13 protein-coding genes and 1 pseudogene are annotated in these 16,832 nt (G+C 69.6%); 9 read left to right on the top strand and 5 right to left on the bottom strand.

From position 1 onward, the window contains the following. Window positions 1–29 precede the first annotated feature (29 nt). A complete protein-coding gene (gene recO, locus AB0959_RS07740; protein ID WP_366825399.1) occupies window positions 30–779 on the bottom strand; it encodes a DNA repair protein RecO in 750 nt (249 codons plus the stop codon). A gap of 236 nt (window positions 780–1,015) precedes the next feature. Between recO and dnaE the strand changes: the two genes are divergently transcribed. Beyond that, window positions 1,016–4,555 (top strand): DNA polymerase III subunit alpha, encoded by a 3,540-nt coding sequence (dnaE, locus tag AB0959_RS07735; protein ID WP_366825398.1) that lies wholly within the window; start codon window positions 1,016–1,018, stop codon window positions 4,553–4,555. A 156-nt stretch (window positions 4,556–4,711) separates the two neighbouring features. Here the strand turns inward: dnaE and AB0959_RS07730 are convergent, their stop codons facing one another. Together AB0959_RS07730 and AB0959_RS07725 are read right to left on the bottom strand one after the other, a co-directional pair. Next, a complete protein-coding gene (locus AB0959_RS07730) occupies window positions 4,712–4,942 on the bottom strand; it encodes a hypothetical protein (protein WP_366825397.1) in 231 nt (76 codons plus the stop codon). Beyond that, entirely contained in the window at window positions 4,939–5,163 is a 225-nt protein-coding gene (locus tag AB0959_RS07725; RefSeq protein WP_366825396.1) for a hypothetical protein, read from the bottom strand. The genes AB0959_RS07730 and AB0959_RS07725 overlap by 4 nt, the downstream gene beginning before the upstream one ends. Before the next feature lie 116 nt (window positions 5,164–5,279). Between AB0959_RS07725 and AB0959_RS07720 the strand changes: the two genes are divergently transcribed. From AB0959_RS07720 to AB0959_RS07685, 8 genes and pseudogenes are all read left to right on the top strand, one after another. Further along, window positions 5,280–6,113 carry a helix-turn-helix transcriptional regulator gene (locus AB0959_RS07720; RefSeq protein WP_366825395.1) on the top strand — a complete coding sequence of 278 codons (834 nt, stop codon included), beginning with the start codon at window positions 5,280–5,282 and terminating at the stop codon, window positions 6,111–6,113. Beyond that, window positions 6,095–6,319 (top strand): DUF397 domain-containing protein, encoded by a 225-nt coding sequence (locus AB0959_RS07715; RefSeq protein WP_366825394.1) that lies wholly within the window; start codon window positions 6,095–6,097, stop codon window positions 6,317–6,319. The genes AB0959_RS07720 and AB0959_RS07715 overlap by 19 nt, the downstream gene beginning before the upstream one ends. Window positions 6,320–7,317: 998 nt before the next feature. Continuing rightward, window positions 7,318–10,419, top strand: a complete 3,102-nt coding sequence (locus AB0959_RS07710; protein ID WP_366825393.1) for a BTAD domain-containing putative transcriptional regulator — start codon at window positions 7,318–7,320, stop codon at window positions 10,417–10,419. Window positions 10,420–10,712: 293 nt separating this feature from the next. Continuing rightward, window positions 10,713–11,396 carry a M15 family metallopeptidase gene (locus AB0959_RS07705; RefSeq protein WP_366825392.1) on the top strand — a complete coding sequence of 228 codons (684 nt, stop codon included), beginning with the start codon at window positions 10,713–10,715 and terminating at the stop codon, window positions 11,394–11,396. A 306-nt stretch (window positions 11,397–11,702) separates the two neighbouring features. Beyond that, entirely contained in the window at window positions 11,703–13,214 is a 1,512-nt protein-coding gene (locus AB0959_RS07700; RefSeq protein ID WP_366825391.1) for a multicopper oxidase domain-containing protein, read from the top strand. Between the two features lie 33 nt (window positions 13,215–13,247). Continuing rightward, window positions 13,248–13,487: pseudogene (locus AB0959_RS07695) on the top strand (hypothetical protein); the annotation flags it as partial. 403 nt (window positions 13,488–13,890) lie between these two features. Continuing rightward, complete coding sequence (locus tag AB0959_RS07690; protein WP_366825390.1) at window positions 13,891–14,433, top strand: SigE family RNA polymerase sigma factor; 543 nt, start codon at window positions 13,891–13,893, stop codon at window positions 14,431–14,433. Then, the gene (locus tag AB0959_RS07685; RefSeq protein WP_366825389.1) at window positions 14,430–15,251 is read left to right on the top strand and encodes a hypothetical protein; all 822 of its coding nucleotides are present in this window, start codon (window positions 14,430–14,432) and stop codon (window positions 15,249–15,251) included. The genes AB0959_RS07690 and AB0959_RS07685 overlap by 4 nt, the downstream gene beginning before the upstream one ends. 164 nt (window positions 15,252–15,415) lie before the next feature. Here the strand turns inward: AB0959_RS07685 and AB0959_RS07680 are convergent, their stop codons facing one another. Both AB0959_RS07680 and AB0959_RS07675 read right to left on the bottom strand, forming a co-directional pair. Then, window positions 15,416–15,832, bottom strand: coding sequence for a transcriptional repressor (locus AB0959_RS07680; protein WP_366825388.1), 417 nt, complete (start codon window positions 15,830–15,832; stop codon window positions 15,416–15,418). Between the two features lie 59 nt (window positions 15,833–15,891). Next, window positions 15,892–16,821, bottom strand: a complete 930-nt coding sequence (locus AB0959_RS07675; protein ID WP_366825387.1) for a metal ABC transporter permease — start codon at window positions 16,819–16,821, stop codon at window positions 15,892–15,894. Window positions 16,822–16,832: the final 11 nt, after the last annotated feature.

Genomic DNA, 16,832 nt, shown 5'->3' with positions numbered 1-16,832 from the left:
TGCTGCTACTGCTTCTTCTGAGTTCCGGGTCAGGACTTCTCGACGTACCTCAGGGAGCGCAGCCCGCGCTCCAGGTGCCAGTGCAGGTACGCGGACACCAGCCCGTTCCCCTCCCGCACGTACCGCGGCTCGCACGCGTCCGCCGTCTCCCAGTCTCCCGTGAGCAGCGCACCGAGCAGTTCGAGAGCCTGTGGAGACGGTACGACACTGCCGGGCACCCGGCAGTCCGCGCACACGGACCCCCCGGACGCCACCGAGAAGAACCGGTTCGGGCCCGGCAGCCCGCACTTCGCACAGTCGCCGAAGCTGGGCGCGTACCCGTTCACGGCGAGGGAACGCAGCAGGAACGCGTCGAGAACTAGGTGCGGGGAGTGCTCCCCGCGGGCGAGGGTGCGCAGGCCGCCGACGAGCAGCAGGTACTGCTGTACGGCGGGTTCGCCCTCGTGGTCGGTGAAGCGCTCGGCGGTCTCCAGCATCGCCGTACCGGCGGTGTAGCGGGCGTAGTCGGCGACGATTCCGCCGCCGTACGGAGCGATGGTCTCGCTCTGCGTGCACAGGGGCAGCCCGCGTCCGATCAGCTCGCTGCCCCGGGCGAAGAACTGCACGTCCACGTGCGAGAAGGGTTCGAGGCGGGCGCCGAACTTGGACTTGGTACGGCGTACCCCCCGTGCCACGGCGCGTACCCGGCCGTGACCGCGTGTGAGCAGCGTGATGATCCGGTCCGCCTCACCCAGCTTCTGGGTGCGCAGCACGATGCCGTCGTCGCGGAACAGACTCATGTGGCCCATTCTCGCCTACGGCGCCGGGGTGCCGGTCCGGAGCGGTTCTTTTTCAGGGTCAGGGTCAGGGTCGGGGCCGGGGGCGGGGCCGGGGCCCGCGACCACGTGACCGGCCGGGATCCGCGACCACGTGACGCGCCGCCCCCGCCGCGATGGCCCGTCTTCCAGGGGGCGTTGTGGATAGCATCTCCTGCGCCGCAGCAGCCACTTGTCCCTCCCTGACCTGGAGCCGCGCCGTGTCGAAGCCGCCGTTCACGCACCTTCACGTCCACACCCAGTACTCCATGCTGGACGGTGCCGCGCGGCTCAAGGACATGTTCAATGCCTGCAACGAGATGGGCATGACGCACATCGCCATGTCCGACCACGGCAACCTCCACGGGGCGTACGACTTCTTCCACACGGCGCAGAAGGCGGGTGTGACCCCGATCATCGGCATCGAGGCCTATGTCGCCCCCGAGTCCCGCCGTAAGAAGCGCAAGGTGCTCTGGGGCCAGCCGCACCAGAAGCGCGACGACGTCTCCGCGAGTGGTGCGTACACCCACCTGACGATGTGGTCGGTGAACAGGACTGGCCTGCACAACCTCTTCCGGCTGTCGTCGGACGCGTACGCGGAGGGCTGGCTGACGAAGTGGCCCCGGATGGACAAGGAGACCATCGCCCAGTGGTCGGAGGGGATCGTCGCCTCCACCGGCTGCCCCTCCGGCGAGGTGCAGACCCGGCTGCGCCTCGGGCATTTCGACGAGGCCCTGAAGGCGGCCGCGGACTACCAGGACATCTTCGGCAAGGACCGCTTCTTCCTGGAGCTGATGGAGCACGACCTGGAGATCGAGCGGCGGGTGCGTGACGGCCTGCTGGAGATCGGCAAGAAGCTCGGCATTCCGCCGCTGGTGACGAACGACTCGCACTACACGTACGCGCACGAGGCCGACGCCCATGACGCCCTGCTGTGCATCCAGACGGGCAAGAACCTCTCCGACCCGAACCGGTTCAAACTGGACGGGGGCGGTTACTACCTGAAGTCGACCGAGGAGATGTACGCCCTCGGGGATTCCGGCATCTGGCGGGAAGGCTGCGACAACACCCGGTTGGTGGCCGAGATGGTCGACACGACCGGCATGTTCGAGGCCAGGAACCTCATGCCCAGGTTCGACATTCCCGAGGGCTTCACCGAGGTCACCTGGTTCCAGGAGGAGGTCCGCCGGGGCATGGAGCGCCGCTTCCCGGGCGGCGTCCCCGAGGACCGCCAGAGGCAGGCGGACTACGAGATGGACGTCATCATCCAGATGGGGTTCCCGGGGTACTTCCTCGTCGTCGCCGACTTCATCATGTGGGCCAAGAACAACGGCATCGCGGTTGGCCCCGGCCGGGGTTCCGCGGCCGGTTCGATCGTCGCGTACGCCATGGGCATCACGGACCTCGACCCGATCCCGCACGGTCTGATCTTCGAGCGGTTCCTCAACCCCGAGCGCGTCTCGATGCCCGATGTCGACATCGACTTCGACGAGCGCCGGCGCGTCGAGGTGATCCGGTACGTGACGGACAAGTACGGCGCCGACAAGGTCGCCATGATCGGCACGTACGGCACCATCAAGGCCAAGAACGCGATCAAGGACTCCGCGCGCGTACTGGGCTACCCGTACGCGATGGGCGACCGGATCACCAAGGCGATGCCCGCCGACGTCCTCGGCAAGGGCATCCCGCTCTCCGGCGTCACCGACCCGCAGCACCCGCGCTACAGCGAGGCGGGCGAGGTCCGCGGGATGTACGAGAACGAACCGGACGTGAAGAAGGTCATCGACACCGCGCGCGGAGTGGAGGGACTGGTCCGGCAGATGGGCGTGCACGCGGCCGGCGTGATCATGTCCAGCGAGACGATCACCGACCATGTGCCCGTCTGGGTGCGGCACACCGACGGCGTGACCATCACGCAGTGGGACTACCCGAGCTGCGAGTCGCTCGGCCTGCTGAAGATGGACTTCCTCGGCCTGCGCAACCTGACGATCATGGACGACGCGGTGAAGATGGTGAAGTCCAACAAGGGACTCGACATCGAACTGCTGAGCCTCTCGCTCGACGATCCGACGACCTTCGACCTGCTCCAGCGCGGCGACACCCTCGGCGTCTTCCAGTTCGACGGCGGGCCCATGCGCTCCCTGCTGCGCCTGATGAAGCCCGACAACTTCGAGGACATCTCCGCCGTCTCGGCCCTGTACCGCCCCGGCCCGATGGGCATGAACTCCCACACGAACTACGCGCTCCGCAAGAACGGCCAGCAGGAGATCACCCCCATCCACAAGGAGCTCGAAGAGCCCTTGAAGGAGGTCCTGGATGTCACCTACGGCCTGATCGTCTACCAGGAGCAGGTGCAGAAGGCCGCCCAGATCATCGCCGGGTACTCGCTCGGCGAGGCCGACATCCTCCGCCGCGTGATGGGCAAGAAGAAGCCCGAGGAACTGGCGAAGAACTTCGTCCTCTTCCAGGAGGGCGCCCGCAAGAAGGGCTACAGCGACGAGGCCATCCAGGCGCTGTGGGACGTGCTGGTCCCGTTCGCCGGCTACGCCTTCAACAAGGCCCACTCCGCCGCGTACGGACTGGTCTCGTACTGGACCGCCTACCTGAAGGCGAACCACCCGGCCGAGTACATGGCCGCGCTGCTCACCTCGGTGAAGGACGACAAGGACAAGTCGGCCGTCTACCTCAACGAGTGCCGCCGCATGGGCATCAAGGTGCTCCCGCCGAACGTCAACGAGTCGGTGCACAACTTCGCCGCCCAGGGTGACGACGTGATCCTCTTCGGGCTCGAAGCGGTGCGCAATGTCGGTACGAACGTGGTCGAGTCGATCATCCGCTGCCGCAAGGCCAAGGGGAAGTACGCCTCCTTCCCCGACTACCTCGACAAGGTCGAGGCGGTCGCGTGCAACAAGAGGACGACGGAATCGCTGATCAAGGCGGGCGCCTTCGACACCATGGGGCACACCCGTAAGGGGCTGACCGCGCACTTCGACCCGATGATCGACAACGTGGTGGCGGTCAAGCGCAAGGAGGCAGAGGGGCAGTTCGACCTGTTCGGCGGGATGGGGGAGGAGGAGAGCAGCGAGCCCGGCTTCGGGCTGGACGTCACCTTCGGTGAGGACGAGTGGGAGAAGACGTATCTGCTCGCTCAGGAGCGGGAGATGCTCGGTCTCTATGTCTCCGACCATCCGCTGTTCGGGCTGGAGCACGTGCTGTCGGACAAGGCGGACGCGGGCATCGCGCAGCTGACCGGGGGTGAGCACGCGGACGGGGCGGTGGTGACCATCGGCGGCATCATCTCGGGTCTGCAGCGCAAGATGACCAAGCAGGGCAACGCGTGGGCGATCGCGACGGTGGAGGACCTGGCGGGCTCGATCGAGTGCATGTTCTTCCCGGCCACCTATCAGCTGGTGTCGACGCAACTCGTCGAGGACGCGGTGGTGTTCGTCAAGGGCCGCCTGGACAAGCGTGAGGACGTGCCCCGGCTCGTCGCGATGGAACTCCAGGTCCCGGATCTGTCGAACGTGGGCACCAACGCGCCCGTGATCCTCACCATCCTCGCCACCCGGGTCACCCCGCCGGTGGTCAGCAGGCTCGGCGAGATCCTCACCCACCACAAGGGCGACAGCGAGGTGCGGATCAAGCTCCAGGGCCCGCGCAGGACGACCGTGCTGCGCCTCGAACGGCACCGGGTCAAGCCCGACCCGGCGCTCTTCGGAGACCTCAAGGCGCTGCTCGGGCCGACGTGCCTGGCGGTTTGAAGCCAGGCCAAGCCAAGCCAAGCGGCCCGGGCCCCGGGCCCCGGCTCCTCGAACGCCGGACGGGCTGGATCTGATCTCTCAGCGACTCCGGCGTTCGAGGACGAGGTTGTGACGAGGTAGTCAGGCCGTGAGGGGCGCGGGGGCCTCAGATTGCCTTCAAGGCACTTCGCCCCTGCTCCTCGCGTTCTCGTACGCCGTCGCCGCGCGCAGCCTCTCTATCGTCGTCGCGTCCCGCAGGGCCTCGGGCGAGCAGTCCCACTCCCTGCCCCCGCCGACCGGTCTCAGTTGCACGTACGGTCCCTCGTGCCCCATCACCCGGCCCACCTGCCCGGTGCGGGTGTCGACGGCGTACGACCCGATCGGCGGCTTCTTCCCGGTACCGCTCACCGCAACGCCGCCGCGAGGCGTGCCGCGGCGTCGACGGAACAGCGGCCCAAATCCACCAGAGGACAGGGAGCCTCTCGCGCAAGAGTTGCCGGATCAAGCCCCAGTGACGGCAACACAATTCCGGCCCTCGCGAGTGCCTGCCGCAATTCCTCCACTGTTTCCTCCGCCTCTTCGACGCAGTGCGCCGAGTGTCGTCCCCCGAGTGTTGCGTGTGCCTTCACGGGTGCTCCCCTGACCTGTTGAGTTTCACTCTTCGCATCTCCATGGTGACGCTCTGCGCCTACACTCGGCAGGAGTCTGTGCGCTACAGATGCGGGGCAGTGCGAGGGGATCGGTCATGGCCAACGGTTCGCGTCAGGCCGCGTGGGAGTTCTTCGGGGCCGAGTTGAAACGGCGCCGGGAAGATGCGGGAATCACGCAGGTGGAGTTGGGGACGCGGGTATTCGTCTCCGGCGGGTACATCGGTCAGTTCGAACAGGCTATTCGTAAACCTCAGCTGGATGTGGCCCAGCGGATTGACGGGGTGCTGCGGACCGAGGGTTTTTTCGAGCGCCTTTGGCGAAAGCTCATCAAGGACCAGCCGTATACGGAGTACTTCGCGCACGCGGCGGAGCTGGAGCGGCTGGCGACGGAGATCTGTGAGTACGCGCCCATGGTGATTCCAGGGCTGCTTCAGACACGGGAGTACGCACGGGCGGTGTTCCTGGCGAGCAATCCACTCGCAGCCGACGAGTACATCGAGGAGCTGATCAAGGGACGCATGGACCGGACGCGGCTCCTCAAGGACGCTACACGGCCCGTGTATTGGGCGGTTCTCCACGAAAGCGCCCTCCGTGTCCCGGTCGGCGGCCCGGCGGTCATGGCGCACCAGCTGGACCACCTCGTGGCGCTGGCGCGGGGGCGCGAGGTGCTGCTCCAGGTGCTGCCGTTCGCGGCGGGAGCGCACCCGGCCATGGGCAAGATGATGATGCTCATGGAGTTCGAGGACGCCCCGCCAACCATCTATACCGAAGGGGTGCGTTCGGGGAGTCTGTTGGATGAGCCAGCGGTGGTGAAGCGCACCCGGGCGTCTTACGATCTGATCAGGGCCGCCGCGTTGTCGAAGGAGGCGTCCCTGGCCCTGATCGAGTCGGTGGCGGAGGACTACAGACGATGCGCGAGTACGACCTGAGCAAGGCCCGCTGGCGCAAGAGCAGTTACAGCGGCGGAGACGGCGGGGAGGCCTGTGTCGAGATCGCCCACGGAGTCCCCCACATCATCCCCGTCCGCGACAGTAAGTCCCCCCACGGCCCCGTCCTCCTCATCACCCCTGCCGCCTGGACCGAGTTCATCGGTGCCGTGGGTGTGGTGGGTGACGGTGCCCGCGTTTTCAAGTGACCCTCGGGGCCGCCCGCTTCTCGTCAGTGTCGTGCCTCCGCGCTCCGAGTAAAGGGCGCTCCCTCCGGTCGCGTCGGCTCCGCCGATTCCGCTCCGCTCCACCCTTGACTCGGACCACTCCGACACGGGTGAGAAGCGAGCGGACGGCCTGAAAAGGCGGGGCCCCTACCTGGGTATCGGGAACGTGGATTGCTCAGTTGACCCGGCTCAGGGGGCGCGCGGTTGCGTCTCGCCTGCACGCCGGGCCGGCTAAGCGACTGCGGGCCGGTGGGAGGGGGCGAGGCGGTGTGCGGCGGCTGGCTGCCGGGCCGGGTAATTGGGCGCTCAGTCTCACCGGCCGGGTTCGTGACATGGGGTTATGCGGACGCTGATGAGACTGGGGAGACAATTGCCGGGGTCGAGCCGGACACCAGGTTCGTGGACGCGATGCGGTCCAGAGGCTGGGTGTGTCGGATGAGGATGTGACAGATCTGGGAGATCTGTCACATCTGCGGATCCCCGCACCCGCGCCCCTCCTGCCGCCCACCGGCCGGTTGCCGCTGAGCCGGCCCGGCGTGCCCCCGACAAGCCGGTGCGTCCCCCTCGCTTCTCACTCGTGCTGGAGTGGTCCGAGTCGAGGGTGGAGCGATGGGGGTCCCCCGGCTCGAGCGAAGCCGAGAGCTGGGGGAGGCATCGGCGGAGCCGACGCGACCGGAGGGAGCGCCCTTTACCCGGAGCGCGGAGGCACGACACTGACGAGAAGCGGGTGGTCTCGACAGTTCCTTTTCAGCCACAGTTCACCCTTGTCCGCCCTGGCGTTCACCTTCCGTTGAGAAGAAAACTCCCCCGGTTCTGCCCAGAACGCCCGTCGAATGGCCGCCAGGTCCCCTGATTTTCAACAATTCCCTGGGGCATCATGTGTTCTGGGAAACCACGACGCCATACATTCGCGTCACCCGTTGCGTGCGCAACCGCTGTCGCTGCGAGCTGAGATCCGACGGCACGGAAGTTGGGGACCCTTGGAGCTGGAATACCGCTTGCTCGGCCCGGTCGAGGCGTGGTGGGACGGCATGCCCGTGCGCCTCGGCGGACCCAAGCCGCGGGCGCTGCTGGCCGTGCTGCTCCTGCGCGCCGGGCAGGTCGTGCCCGCCGACGCGCTGGTCGACGCCATCTGGGGCGAGGAACCGCCCGACACGGCGCGGGCGCTGGTGCAGTCGTACGTCTCGGCGCTGCGGCGCGCCCTGCCCGAGGAGGCGGGGGAGGCGATCGAGACGCGGTCGCCGGGGTACGTGCTGGCGCCGGGGTCCTGGCGGGTCGATCTCGTACGGTTCGAGGCGCTGACCGGGGAAGGGCGAAGAGCCTCGGCCGAGGGTGATCACCGTTCCGCCGCCCGGGCGCTGCGCGAGGCGCTGGCCCTGTGGCGGGGGCCGGCGCTCGGCGGGGTCGGGGGCGCGCTGCGGAGCGAGGCCGTACGGCTGGAAGAGGCCCGGCAGGCGGCGCTGGAGGAGCGGATCGCTGTCGAGCTGGAGATCGCGGGGCAGGAGGCCGAACTCGCGACGGAACTCGCCGCGCTCGTCGCGGCCCACCCCACGCGGGAGCGGCTGCGTGGCCAGCTCATGCTCGCGCTGTACCGGCTGGGTCGCCAGGCCGACGCCCTCGCGGTGTACGGCGAGGGGCGGGCCGTTCTGGCAGATGAGCTGGGCATCGATCCCGGGCCCGAGCTGAACCGGATGCATGAGGCGGTGCTGCGGGCCGATCCGGGGCTGTTGCCGGGCAGGCGGGCCGCCACCGCAGCCTCGGCCGTCCGTACGGGTGCGGCGCCGCGGGCGGTGTCGCTGCTGCCGCCCGCCCTCGGTGACTTCACGGGACGGGAGGCGGAGTCGGCCGAAGTGGCCGAGTGGCTGACCGGGCCGCGCGGGGCGACACCCGTGGTCGTGGTGTCCGGGCCCGCGGGCGTCGGGAAGTCCGCCCTCGCCGTGCAGGCCGCTCACCGGGTGGCGGAACGGTATCCGGACGGCCAGCTCTACGCCGAGCTGCACGGTTTCAGTGCGCCCGTGCCGCCCGGGGAGGTTCTCGGGCGGCTGTTGCGCGCGCTGGGCGCCGATCCGCCCGAGGACCCGGCCGAGCGCGGCGACCTCTTCCGCAGCCTGGTCGCGGGGCGCCGCATCCTGCTGGTGCTCGACGACGCGGGCAGCGAGTCGCAGGTGCGTCCGCTGCTGCCCGGCAGTGCGACCTGCGGGGTGCTGGTGACCTCACGGACGCGGCTCGGCGGGCTCGTCGGCGCCCGGCGGACCGACCTCGACGTCCTGGACGACGTCGGCGGACTGGAGCTGCTGGTCCGGGTCATCGGCACCACGTGGGCGACCCCGCGCGAGGAGACCGCCGCGCGGCGGATCGTCGACCTGTGCGGCGGGCTGCCGCTGGCCCTGAGGATCGCCGGGGCGCGGCTGGCGACCCGCCGCCACTGGACGCCCAGCATGCTCGCCGACCGCCTCGCGGACGAGCACCGGCGGCTCGACGAGCTGTCCGTGGGCGACCTGGAGGTACGGGCGAGCCTCGGCCTCAGCTATCAGGCGCTGGACGAGGGCGCCCGCCGGGTGCTGCGCCGCCTCGCCACGCTGGGTTCCACCGACGTCGCCGCCTGGGCGGTGGCCGCGCTCGCCGACGTACCGGAGGACGAGGCGGAGGAGGTGCTGGAACGGCTCGTGGACGCCCAGTTGTTGCACTGCCCCGGCACGGACCAGGTCGGCCAGCCCCGCTACCGCCTCCACGACCTGGTCCGCGTCTACGCCGCCGAACGCGCCGAGGCCGAGGACTCCGTGGCCGACCGCACCACCGCCGTGGGCCGCGCCCTGACCGCCGGCCTGTACCTGATGGACCGCGTCACGGAGGCGGCACCCCCGGGAGCGGTGATACTGCGCCAGAGCCGCGCCGCCACCGAGAGCCCGGACGGCACCCTCGTCGTCTGTAACAAGCCATCCGCCACCTCCTCCCCGCAGACCGTCGTCAGTACCCGGACCACCGAGCGGGTCCTCGCCGATCCGTTCACCTGGTTCGACGCCGAGGCGGGCGCGCTGACCTCGGCCGTCGAACGGGCCGCCGCGCTCGGGCTGCACACACTGGCCTGTGAGGCCGCGGCGACCCTGTGCTCCTCCTCGTTCGCCATCAGCAACCGCTTCGACGCCTGGTGGCGCAGCCACGACGCCGCCCTCGCCGCCGCCCGGCGCGCCGAGGACCTCTCCGGCGAGGCCCTGCTGCTCATCGGCCTGGGCCAGCTCCGCTACGAACAGGACCGCTGCTCCGAGGCACTGGACTACTTCCGGCAGGCGGAGCGGCTCTGCGCGGACCTCGGTGACGTACGGGGCCGCTCCGCCGCCCTCACGGGACTCGGCAGCGCCTGCCGCGAGCTGGGCGAGCTGCGTGCCGCCGAACGCGCCCTCGCCGACGCCGCCGACGGCTTCCGGAGGCTCGGCGACGACACCGGAGTCGGTCTCGCCTGCCGGTACGCCGGTTCCGTACGCCTCGAACTCGGCGACCACACCACGGCACTCACCCTCCTCGACGAGTCACTGGAGGCGTACCGGCGGCAGGGCAGCCGCCGCGGCGAGGCCCTCGCGCAGCGCACGCTCAGCCTCGTCCACCGGTCCCTCGGCGAGTACGAGACGGCCGCGGGCCTGGCCGGGCGGGCGCGGGAGAGCCTGCTGGCCCTCGGGGACCCGCTGATGGCCGCGTACTGCGCGCGGGCCTGGGCCAAGGCGCGGCTGCGGCTGGGCCGGACCCGGGAGGCCGAGTCGGCGCTGCACGCGGCGCTCGGTGTCTGCCGGGCCCACCAGGACCGTTTCGGTGAGGCGCTGACCCTGCGCACCCTCGGCGAGTGCGCGCTGGCCGACGGCCGCCCGGCCGAGGCGGAACAGCTGCTGACCGCGTCGGTCGCCGGCTGGGACGTGCTGGACCTGCGCCTCCCGCGCGCCCGCGCCCTGCGGGACCTGTCCACGGCGCGCGAGGCGCTCGGCGACGGGGCGGGAGCGGCGGCGCTGCGCGCGGAGGCGACGGCCGTGTTCACCGCGTGCGATGCCCGCGAACGCGACGAGCCCTGGCCCCTCCCGCCCGGACCGAACTAGGGCCCCAGGGGGCGCAACGCCTTGCCGAGGACTTGCAGAGAACTTGCAGCGCCCTGCGCCACTCTCGTGGGTGTCGGGGGACAACTGGTCGGCCGGGTGAGTCCTCACCACCCGGCCGACCAAGGGGCACCACCAGGCAGGGGGAAGCCAGGCACAGCCCGGGGGAGCTCCGGGGCAGGGGCATCGGGGCACGACTGTCCCTGTCCCGGGGCATCGCCACGCGACCGTACATCGCCTCGACCCGCCCGTATCGCCGTACATCCGTACGCCCGGACCGCCGCGAGAGACGACGCATGCCCCCGATCATCCTCATGAACGATCCCGAGGTCGCCGGTGTCCCCGTACGGGACTGCGGCGAACCCCTCGTCGATCTGCGGGAGTTGCCCTTCGTGGCCGTGGATCCCCGGCAGGCCGACCCTGAGGGCGCCTACGCCATGGTCCGCGAGGGCGTCGCCTGGCGGCTGGCCCGCGCGGCGCGGCTGCTCCCCGACGGGGTGCGCCTGCTGGTCACCGAGGGATACCGCCCGCTCGCTCTCCAGATCAGCTACTTCGAGGCGTACGCGGCCGAGCTGCGCGCCGCCAACCCGGACTGGTCCGAGGACCACCTGCGCACCCAGACCAGCCGTTCCCTGTCCCCGCCGGAGATCGGCCCGCACGTCGCCGGCGCGGCCGTGGACCTCACCCTGTGCACCGCCTCGGGCGAGGAACTCGACCTCGGCACGAGGGTCGACGCGAGCCCCGAGGAGAGCGCGGACGCCTGCTACACCGACGCCCCGAACATCTCCGACGACGCCCGTCGCAACCGCCGCTTCCTCTCCGCAGCGCTCAGCACGGCAGGCCTGGTCAACTACCCCACCGAGTGGTGGCACTGGTCGTACGGCGACCGCTACTGGGCCCTCATGACCGGGGCCACGGCGGCCTGTTACGGCCCGGTGGACGCCGCCCGCGCGCCGCGCCCCGCCCGGCAGAGTTCGTAGGGGCGGAGGGGCGTAGGGGCCGGCTCGGACAGTCCGGGCACAGTGCCGGGAAGGGGCGGGGACAGCGCCGACACAGCCACCCTTGACTGTGACGCGCATCACAAGCCTGGAGGTTGGTGTGCGCTCCGCGCGCGGAGCCCGTCCGGTACGTCCCGCCCGCCGGGTGTGACCTGCGATACATCAACTGGGCTTGCTGTTGCGGGAGTTGGTGGCCGGGCGGCCCTCACGGTGACCTCACAGCCCGCTCGGGCCGCTCCTAACTTCGGCCCAGTCCTTACACAGCCTTTAGGTCAAACATCCCCGGCCATGACCAACAACACGGGCAAGAACCGCAGGGCCAGGGCCAGGACCAACGGCAAGGGCCTGCACCGGCGCAAGTTCCTCGGCGGCATGGCGGGCTTCGGGCTGGCCGCGGTCGGGGCGGCCGGAGGGGCCTTCTCCCTGCTGACCGACGCCGAGCGCAACAAGGCCGGTGCCGCGACCAACACCGCCACGCTGACCGTCCCGGACCTCCTGGAGGGCACCACCTCGGACGGCACCACCACCTACACGCTCGCGGCGCAGTCCGGCACCCGCGAGGTGGTCAGCGGGGTCACCAGCTCGACCGCGGGCTACAACCAGTCGTACCTCGGCCCCACCATGAAGTGGACCAAGGGCGACACCGTCCTGCTCAACATCACCAACAACCTCGACGACGACACCAGCGTCCACTTCCACGGCGCCCACATCCCGCCGGAGATGGACGGTGGCCCCCAGAACGCCTTCGCCGCCGGAAAGACCTGGTCGCCCACCTTCGAGGTCCTCGACGAGGCCAAGACCCTCTGGTACCACCCGCACGCTCTCGGCACCACGGCCGAGCAGGTCGTGCACGGCATGGCCGGCATGATCATCGTGGAGGACGACTCGGACGCGTCCGCGGCGCTGCCGAGCGAGTACGGCGTCGACGACATCCCGATCATCCTGCAGTGCCTGGCGTCGGACAGCTCCGGTGACATCAAGTACAACCTGACCGGCTACCTGAGCGGCAGCCTCGCCTACCCGGTGCTGTGCAACGGCACCAACGTCGACGACACCACGCTCACGTTCACCGCCACGAAGACGCGCACCCGCTTCCGGGTCCTCAACGCCTCACCGTCGGACATCATCACCGTCCAGCGCGGTGACGGCGGGACGCTGACGCAGATCGCCACCGAGCAGGGGTATCTGACCTCGGCGACCGAGGTCGAGAGCATTCGGCTGGTCGCGGGCGGGCGCGCGGAGTTCGTCATGGACCTGAGCGACGCGGTCACCTTGCAGGCCGTCGTCACGACCGGATGGGTGCGGGGTGGCAGTGGCACGTACGACTTCCTGACCGTCACGCCGGATGCCTCGGACACGCCCGACGACCTGCCGTCGACGCTCAACACGATCGAGCGGTACGACACGTCGAGCTTCACCGCGCGGGAGATCACGCTGGACCAGGACGGGCTGGAGATGGCGATCAACGGCTCGGTGGGCACCAGCATGGACTCGATGGCGACGATCATGACGACGCTCGGTTCCGAGGAGATCTGGACGATCACCAACAACACGATGCTGGAGCATTCGTTCCATCTGCACGACGTGCCGTTCCAGTTGATCGAGATCAACGGTGAGGAGCCGACGGGTGTCGAGCTGGGGTGGTTCGACACGTACGAGGTCGTCGGTGGCGGGTCCATCAAGATCGCCATGAAGTTCACCGACTTCGCCGACGACACGTACATGTACATGCTGCACTGCCATCTCCTCCAGCACGAGGACGAGGGGATGATGGCGGCGCTGATGGTCATGGAGAGCTAGCCTGCGTGTTTCAGTTGCGGCGGTGTCCGAGTCTTGAACGGAAAAGCGAAAGTGCCTTCTGGGCTGGGAAGAGGAGGCTTGTCCAAGGTCTCGGTGGTCAGCCACGCCGGATCCCGCTTGCCGGCCGATCTCTGCGATGTCACTGGCCTGACCATCGCCTTCACGGACGCACTGCGTCGGCTGCGACCGCGTGGCACCGGGCACGACCCCGGCCGGATCGCGGTAGATCTCGCAGTCATGCTCGCCGACGGCGGCGAGGCGATAGCGGACCTGCCCGAACCTCTTCGCCCATTGGTGGTTCGGTCTCAAGCCTGATGGCTGGATGATGGGAGCCGTGTGAGCCGATGGGCTCCCGCACGGTTCTGCGATCGGGTGCGTGAGATTGCCGCCGCCGATTCGACCACTTCAAGCACGCGGTCTGCGAAGCCGCCCTGAGCTCCCTGGCCAGTTTCACGCGGCATCGGGTGATCAGCTGGTGGATGGCACTGCGCCGCTGGAAGTGGAAGGACGTCCGCCGACGGTTCACCGACCACACCGGACGGTGGCAACACCGGCACCGCGCTCCGTGCCGACTCAACAGGCACCCCCCGCTCCGACGAGAACGCGGAAAAAGACTCCGCGGTGAGGCAACGGTCTCGGCCTCTCACAGGCTCTCTTGAACATCTAGGAGGTGTTCATGGGGGTTCGAAAACAGGCCGGGGACAGAGAGTTCCAGGCCTTCGTCGTCGACCGCTGGCCGCGGCTGATGCGCACGGCATTCCTGCTCACGGGGGAGCAGCACGCCGCGGAGGATCTGGTCCAGTCGACGCTGGAACAGGTCTATGTGGCCTGGCACAGGGTCGCCTCGGCCGACGACCCGGAGGCGTATGTACGACGAGTGATGATCAACGCGCATGCCCGCAGGTACCGCAGGAAACTGCGGGAGTTCCTGGTGCCCAGGAGCGAGGACGCGGGCCTGACACACGAGGTGGCCGACACCGGTGACCGGATCGCCCAGGCCGACGACCGCCACACGCTGCTGAAGGCGCTGGCCGAACTGCCGACACGGCAGCGGGAAGCAGTGGTCCTGCGTTACTGGGAGGACCTCACCGAGACACAGACGGCCGAGGCGATGGGCTGTTCGGTCGGCACGGTGAAGAGCAACGCAGCCAAGGGGATCTCGAAGCTGCGCGCCATATCGGGACTGGCGGAGACAGTGACGCAGGGAGGACGAAAGTGAAAAGCGCGGACTGGGAGACGAGCCACAACATGACACAGCGCGACATCGCACTCCTGCTGGCCGACGCGGCCGACGAGGTGAAGATCGGCATAGCCCCCACCCAGGCGCTGATGCGCGGCGGCCGCCGCCGCAAGGCCCGTCGCTGGGCGGTCGTGGCGACCACCACCCTGGTCGTGGCCGGCTCCACGGGGGCTCTGGCGCTGACGGGGCTGTCCAATGACGGGGACCGGGAGGTGTCGCCGGCGAGCCCGCCGGTCGCCAGCGCGGAGGCGTCCGAGCCGCACATGCGGACGACCCTGGCGAGCGGCACCGACGCGGGAGTGCCGTGGAGGGTGTACATCGACGTGTGGAAGGCTCCGGCGGACACGGCGGAGGCCCAGGCCACCCTGGCGGCGATGGCGGAGTTCGGCGAGCGCCCGGAGGGCGTCTCCACGGCCTCCGAACTGGTGGGCAAGGTCGCGCACTTCGTCCACCGGGTCACCGGTGAAGAGGCGAGGACCACCCAGATCGCGGACAACGTGGTACCTGAGGACGACGTCCTGTCCGGCGGCGAGTTCGGGACCGTCTCGATCCCGCTGCTCCCCGGGAACGGCACGGCCTCGCAGCGCCTGGTGATTGGCCAGGTCGCCAAGACCGCCCGGGAGGTCACCTGCACCTGGAAGGACGGCACGTCTACCAAGGTCGGCCGTGCGTCCGCGGCCACCGAGGCGAACGCCGCCGTTCCGGTCATCCACAGCCCCAAGAACTCGCCCTACGACTGGTTCGTCTGCCTGGCGCCGAAGTCCACCGCGTACGAGGGGATCAAGGTGACGAAGTAGACGAAGCGGGAGACCGAGTGCGGGGCGCCGAGGCCGGACGACGGTTCGCGACGCCCGGCGGCCCCCGGAGCCCCGTCCGGGCCGGGGCTCCGGAAGACGCCCGCGGCACCGGGGGCAGGGGGAGGCTCTCCCTGCCCCGCACAAGGGGTCACCCTACGAACCGCTCACCCGCCGGAGGCGCCCGCGCAGTCGGCGCACGTGCCGAAGATCTCCACCGTGTGCGCCACGTTCACGTAACCGTGCTCCGCCGCGATCGCGTCCGCCCACTTCTCCACCGCGGGCCCCTCCACCTCCACGGCCTTGCCGCAGACCCGGCACACGAGGTGGTGATGGTGCTCCCCGGTCGAGCAGCGCCGGTACACCGACTCACCCTCGGAGGTGCGGAGGACGTCCACCTCGCCCGCGTCGGCGAGGGACTGCAGGGTGCGGTACACCGTGGTCAGTCCGACCGAGTCCCCCTTGTGCTTGAGCATGTCGTGGAGCTCCTGTGCACTGCGGAACTCGTCGACCTCGTCGAGCGCCGCCGCCACGGCTGCACGCTGCCGGGTGGCACGACCCCGCACGGGTCCAGCGGTCGTCACCGTTGCCTCCTCACGTCTGCGCTTTGCCGGGCCATTGTGCCAGTCCGGGCTGTGGGCAGTCAGACGCCGACGCCACCCGTCCCCGCCGAGGAACCGCGGGCGGCCGGAACCGTCGCCTTGCCCGCCTCCGGGATCACGCACTCCGCCGGATCGCCCGCGGCATCCTCCAACGCCCGCGCCCTCCGCCGGGCCAGCGGCGCGGCCAGTGCCGTGAGCAGCATGAACGCGGCGATGGTCAGCAGCACGATCGTCGCCCCCGGCGGCACGTCCTGGTAGTACGAGGTCACCGTGCCGCTGATGGTCACCGTCACGCCGATGGCCACCGCGATCGCGAACGTCGCCGCGAAGCTCCGGCTGAGCTGCTGGGCCGCCGCCACGGGCACCACCATCAGAGCGGAGACGAGCAGAAGGCCGACCACCCGCATCGCGACCGTCACCGTCACCGCCGCCGTCACCGCGGTGAGCAGGTTCAGCGCCCGTACCGGCAGACCCGTGACCCGTGCGAACTCCTCGTCCTGGCTCACCGCGAACAGCTGGCGCCGGAGCCCGATCGTCACGAGCACCACGAAGGCCGCCAGCAGGCAGATCGCCGTCACGTCGTCCTGCGACACCGTGGACAGGGAGCCGAACAGGTACGACGTCAGGTTCGCGTTCGAGCCCGTCGGCGCGAGGTTGATGAACATCACACCGCCCGCCATGCCCCCGTAGAAGAGCATCGCCAGCGCGATGTCGCCGCGCGTTTTGCCGTACCAGCGGATGAGTTCCATCAGTACCGCGCCCAGGACGGACACGAGCGTCGCCATCCACACCGGGGACCACGACAGCAGGAAGCCGAGGCCCACGCCGGTCATCGCCACATGGCCGATGCCGTCGCCCATCAGGGCCTGGCGGCGCTGGACGAGGTAGATGCCGATCGCGGGGGCGGTGATGCCGACGAGCACGGCGGCGAGCAACGCCCGCTGCATGAACGCGTAGTTCAGGAGGTCCATGGTTCTGATCC

Origin of the sequence: Streptomyces sp. NPDC046862, from assembly GCF_040704615.1 — a bacterium.
Lineage (GTDB): Bacteria > Actinomycetota > Actinomycetes > Streptomycetales > Streptomycetaceae > Streptomyces.
This window is presented reverse-complemented; position numbering and strand designations above follow the sequence as displayed.